The organism is Bacillus cereus group sp. BfR-BA-01349 (assembly GCF_022663795.1).
Taxonomy (GTDB): domain Bacteria; phylum Bacillota; class Bacilli; order Bacillales; family Bacillaceae_G; genus Bacillus_A; species Bacillus_A cereus.
Genome location: NZ_JAKUGE010000003.1, coordinates 103,496 through 121,530, shown reverse-complemented (window position 1 = coordinate 121,530; position 18,035 = coordinate 103,496). Strand labels below are relative to the sequence as shown.

Here is an 18,035-nt window from a genome sequence, read left to right as displayed (position 1 = left end):
AAAAGAGCAAGCTTCTCAGCTTGCTCTTTTACTTATGACGACGGTTTTTCCCACCAATTGGAATTGGTTTCGCTAAATATTTAATTCGTTCCATAATACGTGCTGCCTTCATTTCTTCAGCCTCACCACGCTGCGTATACGTTAAATGGTGTTCCAGTTGTTTAAAATCAAAATTAGACGTAAAGAACGTCGGTAAGTTTTCTAACATACGGAATTGCAAGATTGCACCAAGCACATCGTCACGCACAAAGCTTGACATCGCTTCTGCCCCGATATCGTCTAACATTAAAACTTGTACGCGTTTAACCGCATCAATCTTTTCACCAATCGAATTATCTTGAATTGAACTTTTAATTTCACGTAAAAATTCCGGGAAGTATACGAGCATCGAACTTATTTTCTTTCGAGCAAGCTCGTTCGCTATTGCTCCTAAAAGGTACGTTTTTCCTACACCAAATTTACCGTACAAATATAAACCTTGTGCTTTTTTACCTGGTTCATATGTACTTAAAAATTCATTCGCTGCACCAATTGCATCGATACGTGCATTTAAATCAGAAGGGTCTAAGTTTTCCATAGTTGCCTGCAAAATATCCGTTGGCATATATACACTTTGAACGAGTTTTTCATATTTCTTTCTCTCGTCATGCGCTACTTTTCTAACGCAGCGATCGTATTGAATATCAATCATCTTCCCTTGAATAACAAGCTTTGGCTCATAACCTTGCAGCATATTTTTACATGCACCTAAATCCGGACAATCCACGCAACCTACACTTTGTCCAATATATTCATATAACTTCACAAGACTGCGCTCAATCATAGAAGTCGTTACTTCACCCTTATGTTCGTCTATAAATTCTTTCACACGCGGATGCGCCATTACTTCTGCCTTTAATACTTCATATCTATTTTTAAAGTTTTCATTTTCCATTAATTTTGCAAACGAATTTTGAATATGCTCCATTTTCTCACCTCAAAGAGCGTTCATTCTCTTCTATTAATCACGCTTATATTTTTTTAACACTTCTTCTAGTCGTTTTCTTTCATCTTCTAGCGTACTTGCATTTTTTTCTACACTTATATCTTTCTTCTCTGTTTCTTTCTCTTGTTCTTTCGGCTCTTCTTCCTTAAGCCAATCTGGCACCATTTCTTTCCGCACCGTTTTCTTCGCCGTACGGCCTTTTTTCTTCGTCTCAGCCCACTCTTGATATTGACGGTTCTCTTCTTTCGCTAACGCCATCGCGTCCGCTACTGTACCGACCTTTTTACGTGCCCAATGCCCAGCAATCTTCTCGACATACGTTTTCGCAAGTTTCATATCTGAGCGTAGCATAACGTAATAAATAAGTACATTCACAACTCCTGGTGTCAATTTTTGATTAATCATGACATCTTCAACGATCTGCAAGTCCGCTTTCGTTGCCTCTGCACCACCAGAAATCTCTTTCAATAGTTGTTTTGGCGAGATTTCCTCTAGCTGCTTTATTAGCATCTCCTCTTGCGATGAAGGCTCTTTCTCTTTCATCGTACGTGCAGCATGAGGCTGTACTCTTTCACTTAATACCGGTAATGCTTGACCATTTTCAAATTGATACCAATCGCGCGCTCCTTTTCTAAGCCTTTCCGTATCAATTGTTTGCATCTCTGTCACTGCACCAAGAACGATATTTTGCATCGATAACACATCTACACCATACACGTAAGCAAGTGTTATAACGCAGTCTCTCACTTGATCTGTAATCTCCTTTTTAGGAACAAGAGCGGACAATCCATCTACAAATAAAGAGAAATCAAAGAAATCATTCCAAACTTTCGGAGCGTCTCCCTTCTCGTTACTTGGCATAGTTGTCGTTTTTGGAATACGAAGGTCTTCTTGCGCATGCTCAAGCTGTCCTGGATTAAACGAACCAAACACATCATTGAAAGAACGCGTAACATTTTCATAAGAAGCAAAATCAAATTCTTCTTCTAAGAAATATTGCTTTACTTGATTATATTTTGTCCGGCTCAATCGATTGTATAAAAAGATACTTAAAACAATATCATCAAAAAACTGCTTCGGAGATAAAGGTGGTTGCAACTCATATATGAACATTCGAATATCTTTTTCTTTCTTAATATATACCTTCAATAGCCCAATTGCCTCTAACTTTACTCGTTCTTCATATATTTCAGGAAGTTGCATTTGCATAGTCACCATAAGGAAATGATGCGTATTCTCTTTTCCAAATACACGATCTTGCTCTAGCTCTCCCCATAGTGTCATGTATAAGCTAAAAGCTCTACTACCTATTAACGGCTGATACAACATCGTTAACACTTTTCGGTCGTAATTGTGCAGTAGCCCTTTCGCACTTACTTTATAACGATCAATCGGCACTAGCTCCATCCATGACTGTTTTTCCATTCTTGCTTTCCCTTTCTCTCATCCAATCTATCCTCTACTTCATTCGTTCTATCTTCATTATATAAATTCTTAGTGAAAAAGAGCTATTAGCTTGCGCTTCTAGCTCTCTTATCCTATTACTTACGGTATGTAAAGAGAATAAAATACAACTTCTACTCTCTTTCTTTTTGCAGTATATCTTTTAATTCTTCAATAAATACATTTAAATCTTTAAATTGACGATATACAGAAGCAAAACGTACGTAAGCAACATCATCAATATCGCGAAGTTCTTCCATGACAATTTCACCAATCATATCACTTTTCACTTCTGATATACCTAAATTACGCAGTTCACGTTCCACGCTTTGTGTTACTTCTTCTAATTGTCTTAAAGATACTGGTCTTTTTTCACACGCTTTAATTAAACCACGTAAAATCTTTTCTTTATTAAACTCTTCTCGTGTGGCTTCTTTTTTTACAACGATAAGAGGTGACTCTTCTACCCTTTCAAAGGTCGTAAAGCGACTTAAGCAGCTTTCACACTCTCTCCTTCTTCGAATAGAGCGCCCCTCGTCTACCGGACGCGAATCTAACACTCTTGTACCATTATGAGAACAGGATGGACAACGCAATACATTCACTCCTTTACACTATACTCTTTATTTTTCTCTACTCACTTCACCTAAAATATATATACAATATTATATAACTCATTCTAACTCTCTTACCACTTTAAGTTTCAGCGCATCACTTTATCATCTCATCCTTAAAAATAAGATGGTATATAGAGCACTACCTCATTTGCAAGAATCCAATTTATTCAACTAACGAGTACGTTATATTTTTCCTTTTTTATAAACTAAAAAAGAGGTGCATTATACACCTCTTTACATTTTAAATCAATTATGTTCTTTTTTAAAGAGCTTTTGTTTCTCTCTGCTTAATTTCGAAGCTACCAGTGCCTCGAGGAAGCTCGATGCTCTCACGCGTTTTCGCGTTTAAACCTTCTGCAATATATTCTGCTGCAACATTTGGATCAATACGATCCCCACAAGTATAAACATCAATACTCGCGTAACCGTGCTCCGGAAAGCTATGAATTGTTAAATGTGATTCTGAGATAATTACTACTCCACTTACACCTTGTGGTGCAAATTTATGGAAAGCAACCTCACGCACTTCAGCACCAGCTCTTAGTGCTGCATCCACAAATAATTGTTCAATATACGGCATGTCATTAAGCTTGTCGAAATCGCAATCCCAAAGTTCAGCGATCACGTGACGACCCATCGTATCCATAGTATCCATTCTACAGTTCCCCCTTGTAAATTTATTCTAACTGTTCGAATTGAAAACTAATTTGCAATTTGGCTTGCTCCACTACCACGGGGGAAAGTTAGTCCAGAGAGGTCCTAACCCTTTAAGTAGTGACTACGTACCTCAGCTCTTAAGTTTACGAGTGTTAGTATACTTTGTTTATTTTCATTTTGCAACAACAGTTTTTTCGATTTTCTGTCATATTTTCCTCTTTACTTTTCCCTAAAAAAAATAAACGATTCACAAATGCAGTAATCACAACGTTTCGTGGTATGTCCACTTTTTAAAATATACTTATATAATTTTTTCCTTTTCAGAAAAAATTAAAAAAAGAGGGCAAATATTGCCTTGCCCTCTCCTCCCTTATTCACTTAAATGTGTTGCACATTTTCTTGTTTCGCTAACTCTTCAACAACTAACGTTACAAGATCTACAACACGACGAGAATAGCCCCACTCGTTATCATACCAAGCAAGTACTTTCACTTTACGATCACCCATTACCATTGTAGATAAACCATCGATAATAGCTGAATGTGTATTTGTATTAAAGTCGATAGATACTAAAGGCTCTTCGCTGAATTCTACAATACCTTTTAAAGCACCGTTTGCAACAGTTTTGAATGCATCGTTAATAGCTTCTACTGTCACATCGCGTTTTACATCTACTACCAAGTCAACAAGAGACACGTTTGGTGTTGGTACACGAAGTGCCATACCATGAAGTTTTCCGTTTAAATGTGGAAGAACTTTTGCTAGCGCTTTCGCAGCACCTGTCGTTGTCGGAATGATTGATTGTCCGCAAGCACGTGCTCTTCTTAAATCTTTATGTGGGTTATCAATATTTTTTTGGTCATTTGTATAAGCGTGAACCGTCGTCATTAAACCGTTCTCAATTCCAAACTGCTCATCTAACACCTTCACAACAGGCGCTAAACAATTTGTTGTACAAGATGCATTTGAAATAACAGTATGTTTTGTAATATCTAATTGGTCTTCGTTCACACCAACTACAATTGTTACATCTTCATTTTTACCAGGCGCTGTTAAAATAACTTTTTTCGCTCCAGCTTCAACGTGAAGAATTGCTTTTTCTTTTGAATTAAATTTACCAGTTGCTTCAATTACAACTTCAACACCTAAATCTGTCCAAGGCAATTCCTTTGGATCGCGGTTGTTTAAAAGGCGAATCATTTTTCCATCAACTAATAAGTGATCTTCAAATGCTTCTACTGTTCCGTCAAACTTGCCATGAACTGTATCATATTTAATTAAGTGTGCTAACGTTTCAGATGGATAGCTTGCATTGATTGCTACAATTTCGAATGCGCTTTCTTTTATTGCTTGACGAAATACCATTCTCCCAATACGTCCAAATCCATTAATTGCCACACGAGTCATAATATGTTACCCCCTTGAATGCGTTATACTATTTATCTCCAATCCCAATAATAGTATAACACAAAAAGGAGATATGTCACTAATCATTTTCATTAATTTCACAATTTTTTAGTCAATAATGTTCCACTTCCTTAAAATTACCTGCAATTGTGTTTTCGTTCCCATAATTGTGCCATCATTATTTATCACTTCATCTGCATTTTTCACTTTTTCTTCTAACGGCATTTGAGATTGAATACGAGCTGTTGCTTCTTCTTCTGAAAAGTTATTTCGTTTCATCAAACGTTCTAATTGCGTATGCGGCTTAACCGCTACAACTAAAATGCGGTCAACGAGACTTGTTAATTTGCTTTCAAATAAGAGAGGAATATCTAACACAACCGCTTGCATACCTTCTTTTATGTACATTTCCTTTTGCCTATTCATTTCCTCACGTACTGCAGGATGAACAATTTTATTTAACTGCAATCGTTTTTCTTCATTATAGAAAACGACACTTCCTAGTTTTGGACGATCTAGTTCTCCATCTTCTTGTAACACTTCCGTTCCAAATACTTCTACTATTTTGTTATATGCTGGTTTTCCTCGCTCTACAACTTCTCGTGCAATAATATCTGCATCAATTACTGGTATACTCAGTTCACGAAACATTTGAGATACTGTACTTTTTCCGCTTGCAATGCCTCCTGTTAATCCAATTACTACTGTCATCATAATCCTCCTCATAATAAAAGGCGCGAAACTAATGTTCCACGCCCATACTTACATTTTCCAAATTCCAATAATAATGAGTAATACTCCAGGCAGGAATGTAAATTTTTGTAACCACTTCATATTCGATAAAACCGTTCCAAGTTTCATTCCAATAAATAAAAACAAAGAACTCATAATTGCAACTAATATCGCCATCATAGCGGGTGTATACCCTAATAAAGATGCACCAATTCCGGCACCAAATGAGTCTACAGAAAGAGCGATACCAAGAAGCAATGCTTCTCCTGCAGAAATGGTGCCTGATTTATCAAAATCTGCTACAGTCGGTTTCCGTAAAATTTGAATCACTAGCCCTAGCGAGGCAATCTCTAATTTCCAGACCTTCTCCTCTTGCTTCGGTTCTTCTTTTTTCTCACTTCGAAAAAATTGATATAATACCCAAATCCCTATTCCAATAAGAACGAGCCCACCGATACGCGTTGCGATAACAGGTGAAAATACTTTCGCGATCATATGTCCAATTCCCATTGAAACAAGCATAACAGCCGCTGAACACATTCCGATAATTATAATTGATCTTAGTGAAATTCTTACGCTTCTTAAACCATATGTTAGCCCTACACTACAGCTATCCAAGCTTAATGTAAAAGCTAATAAAATAAGAGATAAATAAAGGTACATCGGTAAGCTCCTCCCTTATACATAGCTCTGCTGTATGTATATGACAAATGCCTATCCGATGTTATCTCTTTTCTATATTCTAGGCTGACAAATTGGGCAGTAATGCGTTCCTCGCCCGCCAACAACTGTTTTTTCTAATATCGTACCGCAAGTTACACACGGTTCTCCTTTTTTTCCGTATACATTTAGGAGTTCTTGGAACGAACCAATTTGCCCTTGTGAGTTGATATACGTTCGAATTGTACTTCCGCCACGCTTCACCGCTTCGCTTAGCGTTGTAACGGTAGCCTCATAAATTCGCTCAATTTCTTCTACTGTTAAAGACGACGCTTCTCGTTCAGGATGAATTTGAGAACGGAATAAAACTTCATCTACATATATATTTCCAAGCCCTACTAAAAGACGCTGGTCCAATAGCACAACTTTTATTTTACGATTCGTCTTTTTCAATCTTTCTTGTAAATACTGCGTTGTCAATTCCGCATCAAATGGCTCCGGACCTAAGTCAGCAAGAGGCATTTGGTTCATTTCTTCACCTTTCTTAAAGAGATGCATCGTACCAAATTTTCTCACATCTTTATAATGTAATTCCGTTCCATCTGTAAATAAGAAACGGACGTGCGTATGTTTATCAATCAGCTCATCCTCTTGATGTAGTAAAAACTTACCTTCCATACGCAAATGTGAAACAATAACATAATTTGTTACATATAGAAGCAAAAACTTACCCCTTCGCTTTATATTTTCAATCTTCTCGCCTTTTAGCATTTCTTTAAAAATTTCTGCATCATCTGGTCGTTTCACTATTTTTGGATAAGTAACAATAACATCTTCAATCGTTTTTCCTGTTACAAGATTTTCAAGTGTCCGTCTGACATTTTCAACCTCTGGTAATTCAGGCATTTCATCACTTCCTTATTTTGCGTCGTACCAAGTTGGACCGTAAGAATAATCAACTTTCAGCGGAACTGCGAGTTCAATTGCATGCTCCATTACTTCAGGTACAAGCTTCTCTAATTTTTCAATTTCTTCTTTTGGCGCTTCAAATATCAATTCATCGTGTACTTGCAGAAGAAGACGTGCTTGTAATCCTTCTTCTTCTAAACGATCCGCCATAATAATCATCGCTTTTTTAATAATATCTGCGGCAGTACCTTGAATTGGTGTATTCATCGCTGTACGCTCAGCGAAGCTACGTAAATTGAAATTACGACTCGTAATTTCTGGAATATAACGGCGACGATTTAATAATGTAGCCACATATCCTTTTTGTTTCGCATCTTTTACGATGTCCTCCATGTATTCTTGTACACCAGGGAAACTTTCTAAATACTTTTCAATAAATTCCGCTGCTGCTTTTCTTGTAATTCCTAAGTTTTGTGAAAGACCATAATCACTAATACCATATACAATTCCGAAGTTAACAGCTTTCGCTTGTCGTCTCATATTTGAAGTTACTTCATCTTTTTCAACGCCAAATACATCCATAGCTGTTTTCGTATGAATATCCATATCATGTTGGAATGCTTCAACTAGCCCTTTATCATTTGCAATATGAGCTAATACACGCAGTTCGATTTGTGAATAATCAGCCGCATACATAATCCATCCTTCTTCTGACGGAACAAATGCCTGACGAATCTTTCTTCCTTCTTCTAATCGAATCGGGATATTTTGCAAGTTCGGATCCGTTGAACTTAATCGACCTGTTTGCGTTAACACTTGATTAAAGCGAGTATGAATTTTAGATGAATCTTCATGTACAACTTTCAGTAAACCTTCAATGTAAGTTGAATTTAGTTTTCCTAATTGACGATAATGTAAAATATTTGGAATAATTTCATGGTGATTCATAAGCTTATCTAGTACATCAGCTGACGTAGAATAACCTGTTTTCGTCTTTTTAATAACCGGCAAGTTTAAGTTCTCAAACAGAATAACACCAAGCTGCTTCGGTGAATTAATATTAAATTCTGTTCCCGCAAGCTTATAAATTTCCTGTTCCATTTCCTTTAATCTACCCGCAAGTTCTTCTCCCATATTACGAAGACGCTCTGTATCAACTTTTACACCCTTTACTTCCATATCAGCTAATACACGTGCAAGCGGCAATTCTAACTCTGTAAACAGTTCATATTGCTCATTCTTCTTTAACTCTTCAACGAATGTTTGCTTTACATCATATAATACATGCACTTTACGAGCCACATGCTCTGCTACTACCTCTAACTTTGGAACAGCACGCTTCGCACCTTTTCCGTAAACTTCTTCATCAGATTTCACAGCATGCGTTTCTTTCATTTTCGCTACAGTACGGAAGTCTTTATCCGTATCAGCTGAATCAAGTAAATAAGCAGCGATTAATAGATCAAAGTCAATCCCTTGCATATCTATCCCATTCCATTTCAGTGCAACGATTGCACGCTTCGCATCAAATGTATGCTTTCTCATTTCTCCATCTGCAAGCCACTCTTTAAAAGCATCTGACTTAAGAGCAATGTCTGTCTGAATAAAGTAACATCCATTTTCATTTTGAATACCGAAACCTTGAATGTCTGCTTTATGATAGTTATCTTCTTGTACTTCAACGATAAGCGCACTATCTTGCTGAAGCATTTCTTCTGTAACTTCTTCCACAATATCAAATGTAATATCATCTAATTCAGCTGGAGCAGTTTCTTCTGGCGTAACGCCTAATTTATTTAAAAGAGATGTAAATCCTAAACTCTCGAACATTGGAATGACATCACTTGCTTCATATCCTTTATACGCCATATCATCCACATGAACTGTAATCGGCGCATCTGTAATAATAGTTGCAAGATCCTTACTCATAAGAGCTTGTTCTTTATTTTCTTCCAGTTTTTCTTTTAATTTCTTCCCACTTACTTGATCTATATTTTCATACACCGCTTCAACCGTTCCAAACTGTGTTAACAATTTAATTGCCGTTTTTTCACCAACTCCTGGTACACCCGGTATATTATCTGACTGGTCTCCCATTAAACCTTTCATATCAATAATTTGCTTTGGTGATAAGCTGTATTTTTCAAATAAAGCTTCTTTCGTATATTCATCCACTTCTGTAATCCCTTTTCGCGGAATACATACAAGCGTGTTATCAGAAACAAGTTGAAGTAAATCTTTATCTCCTGAAATAACTTTTACACTTGCCCCTTGCTCACTCGCTTCTTTCGCTAACGTTCCCATGATGTCATCCGCTTCATAATTTTCTAATTCATAACGCGGTACATTGAACGCATCCAGCATCTCCCGAATAAACGGGAACTGCTCTGATAATTCAGGTGGAGTCTTTTGACGCCCTCCTTTATACTCACTATACGTTTTATGACGGAACGTTGTTTTGCCTGCATCAAACGCCACTAACATATGAGTTGGCTTTTCTTCCTCTAATATTCTCATTAACATCATTGTAAAACCGTAAATTGCGTTCGTATGTATACCTTTGTCGTTATTTAAAAGCGGTAGTGCAAAGAAAGCACGATACGCGATATTATTACCATCTACTAATACGACCTTTTTTTCCAAAATTAAAACCTCCCCATACAAATTTGAAATGATTTTTTTCACAGAAAAAAACCGTTCCTTTCCTCTCTCTATATTAACATGACTAATAGAGAGAAGAAAAATAACGGCTATTTTCTTTCATATATAAAACAGACTTATATTGGCATAAAGGGAAGTGACGAGAACAGCTTAACTATTCTCGTCCAAAATTACTCCTTGGATGAAGGGGTTTTCATGTATTATATTAACAGAGCTTTATTAATATTTAATTAAGCCATTGTTAATATATTGTAAACATCCTTCATCCTATTTTTCAGTTGCTGATTTCGGTAAAACAACTGTAAACGTTGTCCCTTCTCCAACTTCACTATCTACTGTAATCGTACCTTGATGCGCCTCAACTAAATGCTTTACGATCGACAATCCAAGGCCGGTACCACCAGTATTTCTACTTCTTGCTTTATCCACCCGGTAGAAACGTTCAAAAATACGCGGAATTTCCTCTTTACTAATACCAATTCCAGTATCCGATACTTTTATATAAGCATTATATTTATCTTCCGCTAACTCTACTGAAACAACGCCTCCAGCCGGTGTATATACGATTGCGTTATTAATTAAATTAATAAAGATTTGTTTCAAACGACTTGGATCTCCAATAACAGAGGCACGTTTTAATACATTCACTTGTAAAGAGATTTCTTTTTCTCCTGCTTTATTATCAAGCACCATATGAATATCTTCAAGCAGCCCCTTCATGTCAACGGTTCCCATATTTAATTTAAATCCTTGTTGTTCGATCTTCGACAAATCTAATAAATCTTCAATTAATCCTTGCATGCGCTCACTTTCTTTTAAAATAATGTGCAAGAAATGTTCGCAGAATTTTTTATTATCCATCGCTCCGTCTAAGAGTGTTTCTGAAAAACCTTTAATAGAAGTAATCGGTGTCTTTAATTCATGAGAAACATTCGCTAAAAAGTCTTTTCTCATTTGTTCTAATTTCTTTAACTCTGTTATGTCATGGAATACGAGAACAATCCCTTTCCATTCATGGTTTGTCCCGATAATAGGCGCTCCATATACTTCGAAATGCTTCCGTTCAATTCCAAGTGGTAATAACATTTGTTTACGCACTTTCACTTCTGTCATAAAGATTTCTTCTACAAGCTCAATAATTTCTGTATGATGAAACGATTCATAATATAAGCGATCTAAATATTCTTCATCTGTTACGTGGAAAGTTTCCTTATAAGAGCGGTTTACAAGGTTTATATATCCTCGGCTATCAATTAAAATCATTCCGCTTCCCATATTTTCAATTAACGTATGCAGACGATCTTGCTGCATTTCTTGTTCAAGTGTCATCTCTTGTAAATTTCGTGCTAAAATATTAATCGCTTTACTCAGCATTCCTGTTTCATCCGAATGACTTTCGTATGCACGTGCTTTATAATTACCCTTTGCCAATTCAATTGCAACTTTCGTAACCGATTCAATTGGCCTAATATATTGCCCTGTAATTTTCATACCTAAAAATACAACTACGAGACAAGCAATGACAAATCCGATAATTAATAATCCCCACGTTTTTTGATGTACGTCTCTTAAAGGATCAATTATACTTTTCACCAAAATGTATCCTTGTTTTCCTTCTACATCTTGAACGAACACCGCATGATAAAATTCATTCTTTCGATCCGTTTCTTTCGTAATTACTTTACTTCGTTGTTTTGCCACTTCCGAAGAAAGTTCTTTAATCGTCTCTGGACTAAATGCCAATTCTTGTCCTTTTCTATATTGAACTTTCTTTTTTTCATCCAAAAATACGATAGAAGCTGGTATTTTTTCTTCTAACTTTTCAAATACGTATGGATTTTTTAAGACATTATTAAAACCTTGCTCTTCTGCTAACGTCGCAACATACTCCGTCTCTTTTACCATTCTCTCTTTAGCATGATCTATATAGTAGTTTTCAAACACAGTTTCTAGTAATAAACCTAGTCCAACTAAAATAAATACAATAAGAGAAACAAATGTAAAAAGAAGCCTGGAACGAAATTTATTCATTCCCTTTTGGCTCCTCTAATTTATATCCTAAACCACGTATCGTTTTAATGTACGTCGGTTTTTTCGTATTTTGTTCAATTTTATCGCGCAAATGGCTAATATGAACATCAACAATTCGTGTATCACCAGCAAAATCATAATTCCATACAGCACTTAATAATTGATCACGTGTCAACACGCGACTTTTATTTTTCGCAAGATACACAAGTAGTTCAAATTCTTTTGGTGTTAATTCAAGCTTTCTTCCTTGGAAATAAGCCTCATAAAACTCTGGTAAAATTTTAAGTTCTGCAATTGTGATGCTATCTTCATCTGGCGCTTCTGCAACTTGTTCTTCTTGTTGTAATTTCGTGCGGCGCAAAATTGCCTTCACACGAGCAACAACTTCTCTTGGACTAAATGGTTTCGTCATATAATCATCTGCCCCAAGTTCAAGGCCTAGCACCTTATCAAACTCATCATCTTTTGCCGTTAACATTAAAATCGGCGTCATAACGCGCTGCAATCGTAATTCTTTACACACTTCCATACCATCCATTTTCGGAAGCATTAAATCTAATATAATTAAATCTGGGCGTTCTGTTGTCGCTTTTTGAAGCGCCATTTCTCCATCCATCGCTGTTATAACTTCAAACCCAGCTTGTTGTAAATTAAATTCGATTAAAGTTAAGATAAATTCCTCATCATCAACTACTAAAATACGATTGTTCATTCTTTTCCTCCAAGTTATAGACTTGAAACCTTCTTCATCCTAGTATTTTCCCCGTTATTCTCATCATACTAGAAAACAAGGTCCCTCTCAATATAATTGTCTATTCATGGAGATCGTTTGTGTAGAATTGAGAAAATAGACTTAATTACGCTTCACCTGCAACTACACAGGATTTTGCCAAATTTTATAGATTGCTCTCTCTTCGTTAAAGCTCACTTCCGTATGAACTATAAAGTGAAACTTTAATCAGTGGGGGGTGTTCATTCCCCACTGATTATTAGTTGAATCAATCGGGCTTTTACGGGCAGTTGATTCCCCACCTAACTTCTTTGCTTTCGCTGAATTTTGAGGTGGGATCTTACTGCCCGTTAATGCGGGATAAAATCTTGATTTTGCGCTAAGAACAACGAAAGAGCATATGCTATTTTATCATCTGTTGTTTCATATCCATCAAATACTCTCCCGTACATTTCATTCACAAACCCGTCTGCCCACACTTCAGCTTCTCTTACCGTTTCAAAGATCACTCTTCTCTTTTCCACCTCACCTAAAAAACCACTCCTTTAATTGACTTCAATTACCGATAATTATATTATTAATCTTAATATATAAATTAATAATATCTGGAGGTCTATTATGCGACTAATACTATCCATTCTATCTTTAGCAGTCACATGTATCCTTGCTTTTAACGCTCCTAGCTGGGATACGATTAAAACGGGTTGCTCAGAATTTGCTGAAGGGTTCAAAGAAGGGTTTTTCAACTAAAAATAGCGCTAGCATCCCTATTAAAGGTATGCTAGCGCTATTTTTAGTTTCATCTTTTAAAAGTTATCTAATGCTTTTTCCATAATGGAAACAGATTTATAAGGTGGCGTTACTGTTAATGAACCCTTTACAACAGTTTCTCCTTTTTCATCATGAGCAGATACAAGCATATCAATTGTATGTTCCTCCTCAGAAACAGCCACAACTTCAAAGTGGATTTGTAACGTTTCATAATGGTGAACATGTTTCACGAATGTAAGGTCCTTTCTCGTAATATGACTTCCTGGACCCGGTAAATATTTCGTAACCGCCGTTGTAATCATTCCCGTTAGCATAATGCTTGGTACAATCGGCTTTTCATACGGAGTTTGGGATGCGTAATCATGCTGAATATATAATGGATTGGCATCATTCGTTAACCCTAAGTACAATAACAAATCTTTATCCTCAATTTTTTCAGTGATAGATAATTTCTCTCCTACTGTAATTTCATCCATTTTACGACCAATTTGAACTTTTTTCTTTAACATGTTACAACCCCCTCCGATTTTTTCACCTTATTATCCTACTAAAAGCGATACCTTATCCGAAATTTACTATGATGAGGGCAATATATAGTATAAATCTACAGTTTCATTATAGGATATTACAAATGATAGCGTTTTCATATTATTTCAAAAAAACAATTCGGTAAATAGTAGAAAAAGATTCGGAATCCCGAATCTTTTTCACTACTATTCAATTATTAAACAAGAACTTTCATTACGTTACGTACAGATTCTACAGAGCGATCTAACGCTTCTTTTTCATCTGCAAGAAGTTCTAATTCAATAATTTTTTCAATTCCGTTACCACCTAGAATTACTGGTACCCCTAAGTAAAGGTCACTATAACCATACTCACCTTCAAGGTACGCAATAGCCGGTAATACACGGCGTTGATCTTTTAAGATTGCTTCTGTCATTTCAACTAAAGAAGCTGCTGGTGCGTAATATGCACTACCGTTTCCTAATAAGCCTACAATCTCACCGCCACCTTTACGTGTACGTTCTACGATTGCTTCTAAACGCTCTTTCGGAATTAACGTTTCTAACGGAATACCGCCTGCATAAGAATAACGCACAAGAGGTACCATGTCGTCACCGTGTCCACCAAGAACAAATCCTGTAATATCTTTTACAGAAAGATTTAATTCTTGTGCGATGAATGTACGGAAACGAGCTGTATCTAATACGCCCGATTGACCGATAACACGCTCTTTCGGGAATCCTGCTTCTTTAAATACAGAATATGTCATTGCATCAACTGGATTTGTTAACACAACAATAATTGCATTTGGTGAATGTTTTGCAATGTCGCGCGTAATACTTTTCATAATTTTAGAGTTTGTTGCTACTAGGTCATCACGGCTCATACCAGGCTTACGTGCAATACCTGCTGTAATAACGACAACGTCAGAATCAGCAGTATCTGCGTAATCAGATGTTCCAATAATGTTAGCATCAAAACCTTGTACTGGGCTCGCTTCTAACATATCTAACGCTTTCCCTTTTGTTGGATTTTCCAGTTGTGGAATGTCCACTAATACAACATCTGCAAGTTCTTTTTGTGCTAATAAGAATGCCGTTGTTGCTCCTGTAAATCCTGCACCGATGACTGAAACCTTCTTGCGTTTGATTGTCATAATTTACCCCCCGCTTTAATTATGCGTTTTTGATTATCGCTACATCCATGTTTTTAATAAGTTCATTAGCGAACTCAGAACATTTCACTTCTGTTGCACCTTCCATTAAGCGTGCGAAATCATAAGTTACTACTTTTGAAGCAATTGTTTTCTCAACAGAAGCAGTTACTAATTTCGCAGCTTCGTTCCATCCTAAGTGTTCTAATAATAATACACCTGAAAGAAGAACAGAAGATGGGTTTACTTTATCTAAACCTGCATATTTTGGAGCTGTACCGTGTGTAGCTTCAAAGATAGCATGTCCAGTCACATAGTTAATGTTTGCACCAGGTGCAATACCAATTCCACCTACTTGTGCAGCAAGTGCATCAGAGATATAGTCACCATTTAAGTTCATTGTTGCAACAACATCGAACTCACGTGGACGAGTTAAAATTTGTTGTAAGAAGATGTCTGCAATAGAATCTTTTACGATGATTTTTCCAGCCACTTCAGCGTCTGCCATCGCTTTATTCGCTGCATCTTTACCATCTTTTTCAACAATACGATCGTATTCAGCCCAAGTAAATACTTTGTCGCCGAATTCTTGTTCCGCTACTTCATAACCCCAGTTTTTGAAAGCACCTTCTGTAAATTTCATAATGTTTCCTTTATGAACTAATGTAACAGAAGAGCGTTTTTCGTTAATTGCATATTGAATTGCAGCACGAACAAGACGCTTTGTCCCTTCTTCTGAGATCGGCTTAATACCAATACCAGATGTTTCTGGGAAGCGGATTTTATTAACACCCATTGCTTCTTTTAAGAAAGCAAGAACTTTTTCTGCTTCTGGAGACCCTTGTGCATATTCAATTCCAGCATAAATGTCTTCAGTATTTTCACGGAAAATAACCATATCAGTATCTTCCGGACGTTTTACAGGTGAAGGAACACCTTCAAAATAACGAACTGGACGTAGACATACATATAAATCTAATTCTTGACGAAGTGCTACGTTTAGAGAACGAATACCACCGCCAACTGGAGTTGTAAGTGGACCTTTAATCGCGATTAAATATTCACGAATTAAGTTTAAAGTTTCTTCAGGTAACCACTCGCCTGTTTGGTTGAATGCTTTTTCCCCTGCAAGCACTTCTTTCCAAACGATTTTCTTCTCACCATCATAAGCTTTTTCAACTGCTGCTTCTAGTACGCGAGATGCAGCTGCCCAAATATCAGGACCAATTCCATCTCCCTCGATAAATGGAATAATCGGATTGTTTGGTACATTCATAACACCATTAGTTACAGTAATTTTTTCACCTGTCGTCAATGTGATAACCCCCATGTTTGAAATTTCATATGTATGAAACTGAGGGAATAACCCCTCAGTTCAAACCGTTAGTCAAATTAAAATATTCTAATCATTACATCTTTCCGAAAAAATCAGACTTTTGAAAGCGTATTTTCACTATCAAAATAGTGTTATTCGCTTATCGTTGTGCAATTGGAACATACACTTGATGCGTTGGTCCATTATAATCAGCACGCGGACGAATTAAACGGTTGTTTTCATATTGTTCTAGAATATGAGCTAACCAGCCTGACATACGGCTAATTGCAAAAATAGGTGTAAATAAGTCATGGTCAATTCCTAAACAATGGTATACAGAAGCTGAATAGAAATCAACATTTGGTGGAAGACCTTTTTCTTTTGTTACAATGTCTTCAATTTTGATAGACATATTATACCATTTCTCTTCTCCTAAAAGCACGCATAATCTCTTAGACATTTCACGTAAGTGTTTTGCACGTGGATCACCCTGCTCATACACACGGTGGCCAAAGCCCATGATTTTCACTTTATTTTGAAGAGCATTATGAATATATGACTCTACATTTTCTTCTTCACCAATCTCAGTTAACATCTTCATTACATTTTCATTTGCCCCACCGTGAAGAGGACCTTTTAATGCACCGATTGCTGCTGTAATACCAGAATATACATCTGAAAGTGTAGCTACGCAAACACGTGCAGTAAATGTAGAAGCGTTTAACTCATGATCTGCATGAAGTACAAGCGCCTTATCAAAAGCTTCAATTTCAACTTCATTTGGCTCGCGATCATTTAACATGTACAAGAAGTTTGCAGCTAATGATAAATCCTTTCTTGGCTCAACAATATCTAAACCTTTACGGATTCTCGCGTAAGCAGCAACTAAAGTTCCGACTTGCGCCTGTAATTTAACCGCTTTCAAATAATTGGACTTTTCATCCATAATTTCAGCGCTCTCATCGTATAATGATAGCATGGAAATTGCAGTTCGTAAAACCGACATCGGATGTGCGATTTTTAAATCTACTTGTTTCAAATATGTTAAAATCTCATCTGGCACTTTATAGTATTCCGATATAGTCCCTTTAAATTTCTCTAGTTCTTGTTCGTTAGGAAGCTTACGATGCCATAATAAGTATACTACTTCTTCAAATGTAGCATTCTCCGCTAAATCATCAATATTATACCCAACATAAGTTAATGTATCATCAATAATAGAGCTCACAGATGATGTTGTTGCTACTACCCCTTCTAAACCTCGAATAACAGTCATGACATTCTCTCCTTTTCCTGAAAATTCTCCCAACCTTGCTCCTTATATCTATTTGCTTCCCTTTTGAATTATGAACGCCCGTTCACTCTTTAGGCAAGCAAAATGCACGATCATGCAAATTTGTTGCGATGTTCCCCTCTTATTGTCCATTGTTTACATGGAAAGCATGAGCGTGAATGTC

General features: G+C 36.6%; 17 protein-coding genes. 1 reads left to right on the top strand and 16 read right to left on the bottom strand.

Annotation, left to right across the window (positions count from 1 at the left end; genetic code table 11):
* Positions 1-28: 28 nt before the first annotated feature.
* The 12 genes from dnaI to MR169_RS03290 all read right to left on the bottom strand — a co-directional run bounded on the left by dnaI (position 29) and on the right by MR169_RS03290 (position 13,341).
* Positions 29-967 carry a primosomal protein DnaI gene (gene dnaI / locus MR169_RS03345; RefSeq protein ID WP_144574462.1) on the bottom strand — a complete coding sequence of 313 codons (939 nt, stop codon included), beginning with the start codon at positions 965-967 and terminating at the stop codon, positions 29-31.
* Positions 968-1,000: 33 nt separating this feature from the next.
* Positions 1,001-2,410 carry a replication initiation and membrane attachment family protein gene (locus tag MR169_RS03340; RefSeq protein WP_242318890.1) on the bottom strand — a complete coding sequence of 470 codons (1,410 nt, stop codon included), beginning with the start codon at positions 2,408-2,410 and terminating at the stop codon, positions 1,001-1,003.
* A gap of 152 nt (positions 2,411-2,562) precedes the next feature.
* Positions 2,563-3,024 (bottom strand): transcriptional regulator NrdR, encoded by a 462-nt coding sequence (nrdR, locus tag MR169_RS03335; RefSeq protein ID WP_242318889.1) that lies wholly within the window; start codon positions 3,022-3,024, stop codon positions 2,563-2,565.
* 283 nt (positions 3,025-3,307) lie between these two features.
* Positions 3,308-3,691 carry an adenosylmethionine decarboxylase gene (gene speD, locus MR169_RS03330; RefSeq protein ID WP_002003660.1) on the bottom strand — a complete coding sequence of 128 codons (384 nt, stop codon included), beginning with the start codon at positions 3,689-3,691 and terminating at the stop codon, positions 3,308-3,310.
* 389 nt (positions 3,692-4,080) lie between these two features.
* Positions 4,081-5,109 carry a glyceraldehyde-3-phosphate dehydrogenase gene (locus MR169_RS03325; protein ID WP_000198974.1) on the bottom strand — a complete coding sequence of 343 codons (1,029 nt, stop codon included), beginning with the start codon at positions 5,107-5,109 and terminating at the stop codon, positions 4,081-4,083.
* 108 nt (positions 5,110-5,217) lie between these two features.
* The gene (gene coaE, locus MR169_RS03320) at positions 5,218-5,820 is read right to left on the bottom strand and encodes a dephospho-CoA kinase (RefSeq protein WP_000219316.1); all 603 of its coding nucleotides are present in this window, start codon (positions 5,818-5,820) and stop codon (positions 5,218-5,220) included.
* Positions 5,821-5,871: 51 nt separating this feature from the next.
* Positions 5,872-6,504, bottom strand: coding sequence for a sporulation membrane protein YtaF (gene ytaF, locus MR169_RS03315; RefSeq protein WP_242318888.1), 633 nt, complete (start codon positions 6,502-6,504; stop codon positions 5,872-5,874).
* Positions 6,505-6,576: 72 nt separating this feature from the next.
* Positions 6,577-7,407, bottom strand: a complete 831-nt coding sequence (gene mutM / locus MR169_RS03310) for a DNA-formamidopyrimidine glycosylase (RefSeq protein WP_016118706.1) — start codon at positions 7,405-7,407, stop codon at positions 6,577-6,579.
* 12 nt (positions 7,408-7,419) lie between these two features.
* Positions 7,420-10,053 (bottom strand): DNA polymerase I, encoded by a 2,634-nt coding sequence (gene polA / locus MR169_RS03305; protein ID WP_242318887.1) that lies wholly within the window; start codon positions 10,051-10,053, stop codon positions 7,420-7,422.
* Between the two features lie 285 nt (positions 10,054-10,338).
* Entirely contained in the window at positions 10,339-12,102 is a 1,764-nt protein-coding gene (gene phoR / locus MR169_RS03300; protein WP_001032108.1) for a sensory box histidine kinase PhoR, read from the bottom strand.
* On the bottom strand, positions 12,095-12,814 hold the full coding sequence (phoP, locus tag MR169_RS03295) for a two-component system response regulator PhoP (protein WP_001065220.1): 720 nt from the start codon (positions 12,812-12,814) through the stop codon (positions 12,095-12,097). Before phoP ends, phoR begins: the two co-directional genes overlap by 8 nt.
* Before the next feature lie 368 nt (positions 12,815-13,182).
* Positions 13,183-13,341 carry a hypothetical protein gene (locus MR169_RS03290; RefSeq protein ID WP_186366524.1) on the bottom strand — a complete coding sequence of 53 codons (159 nt, stop codon included), beginning with the start codon at positions 13,339-13,341 and terminating at the stop codon, positions 13,183-13,185.
* A 109-nt stretch (positions 13,342-13,450) separates the two neighbouring features.
* Here MR169_RS03290 and MR169_RS28150 point away from each other — a divergent pair, with 109 nt between their 5' ends.
* On the top strand, positions 13,451-13,582 hold the full coding sequence (locus MR169_RS28150) for a hypothetical protein (RefSeq protein WP_001237022.1): 132 nt from the start codon (positions 13,451-13,453) through the stop codon (positions 13,580-13,582).
* 56 nt (positions 13,583-13,638) lie between these two features.
* Here the strand turns inward: MR169_RS28150 and MR169_RS03285 are convergent, their stop codons facing one another.
* The 4 genes from MR169_RS03285 to citZ form a co-directional block, all read right to left on the bottom strand.
* Positions 13,639-14,112 (bottom strand): MaoC family dehydratase, encoded by a 474-nt coding sequence (locus MR169_RS03285; protein WP_000914181.1) that lies wholly within the window; start codon positions 14,110-14,112, stop codon positions 13,639-13,641.
* Positions 14,113-14,327: 215 nt separating this feature from the next.
* Positions 14,328-15,266: a malate dehydrogenase gene (gene mdh, locus MR169_RS03280; protein ID WP_000153232.1), complete on the bottom strand. Its 939-nt coding sequence runs from the start codon at positions 15,264-15,266 to the stop codon at positions 14,328-14,330.
* A gap of 19 nt (positions 15,267-15,285) precedes the next feature.
* Positions 15,286-16,578: an NADP-dependent isocitrate dehydrogenase gene (gene icd / locus MR169_RS03275; RefSeq protein ID WP_000206898.1), complete on the bottom strand. Its 1,293-nt coding sequence runs from the start codon at positions 16,576-16,578 to the stop codon at positions 15,286-15,288.
* A gap of 160 nt (positions 16,579-16,738) precedes the next feature.
* On the bottom strand, positions 16,739-17,887 hold the full coding sequence (gene citZ, locus MR169_RS03270) for a citrate synthase (protein ID WP_136986137.1): 1,149 nt from the start codon (positions 17,885-17,887) through the stop codon (positions 16,739-16,741).
* Positions 17,888-18,035 lie beyond the last annotated feature (148 nt).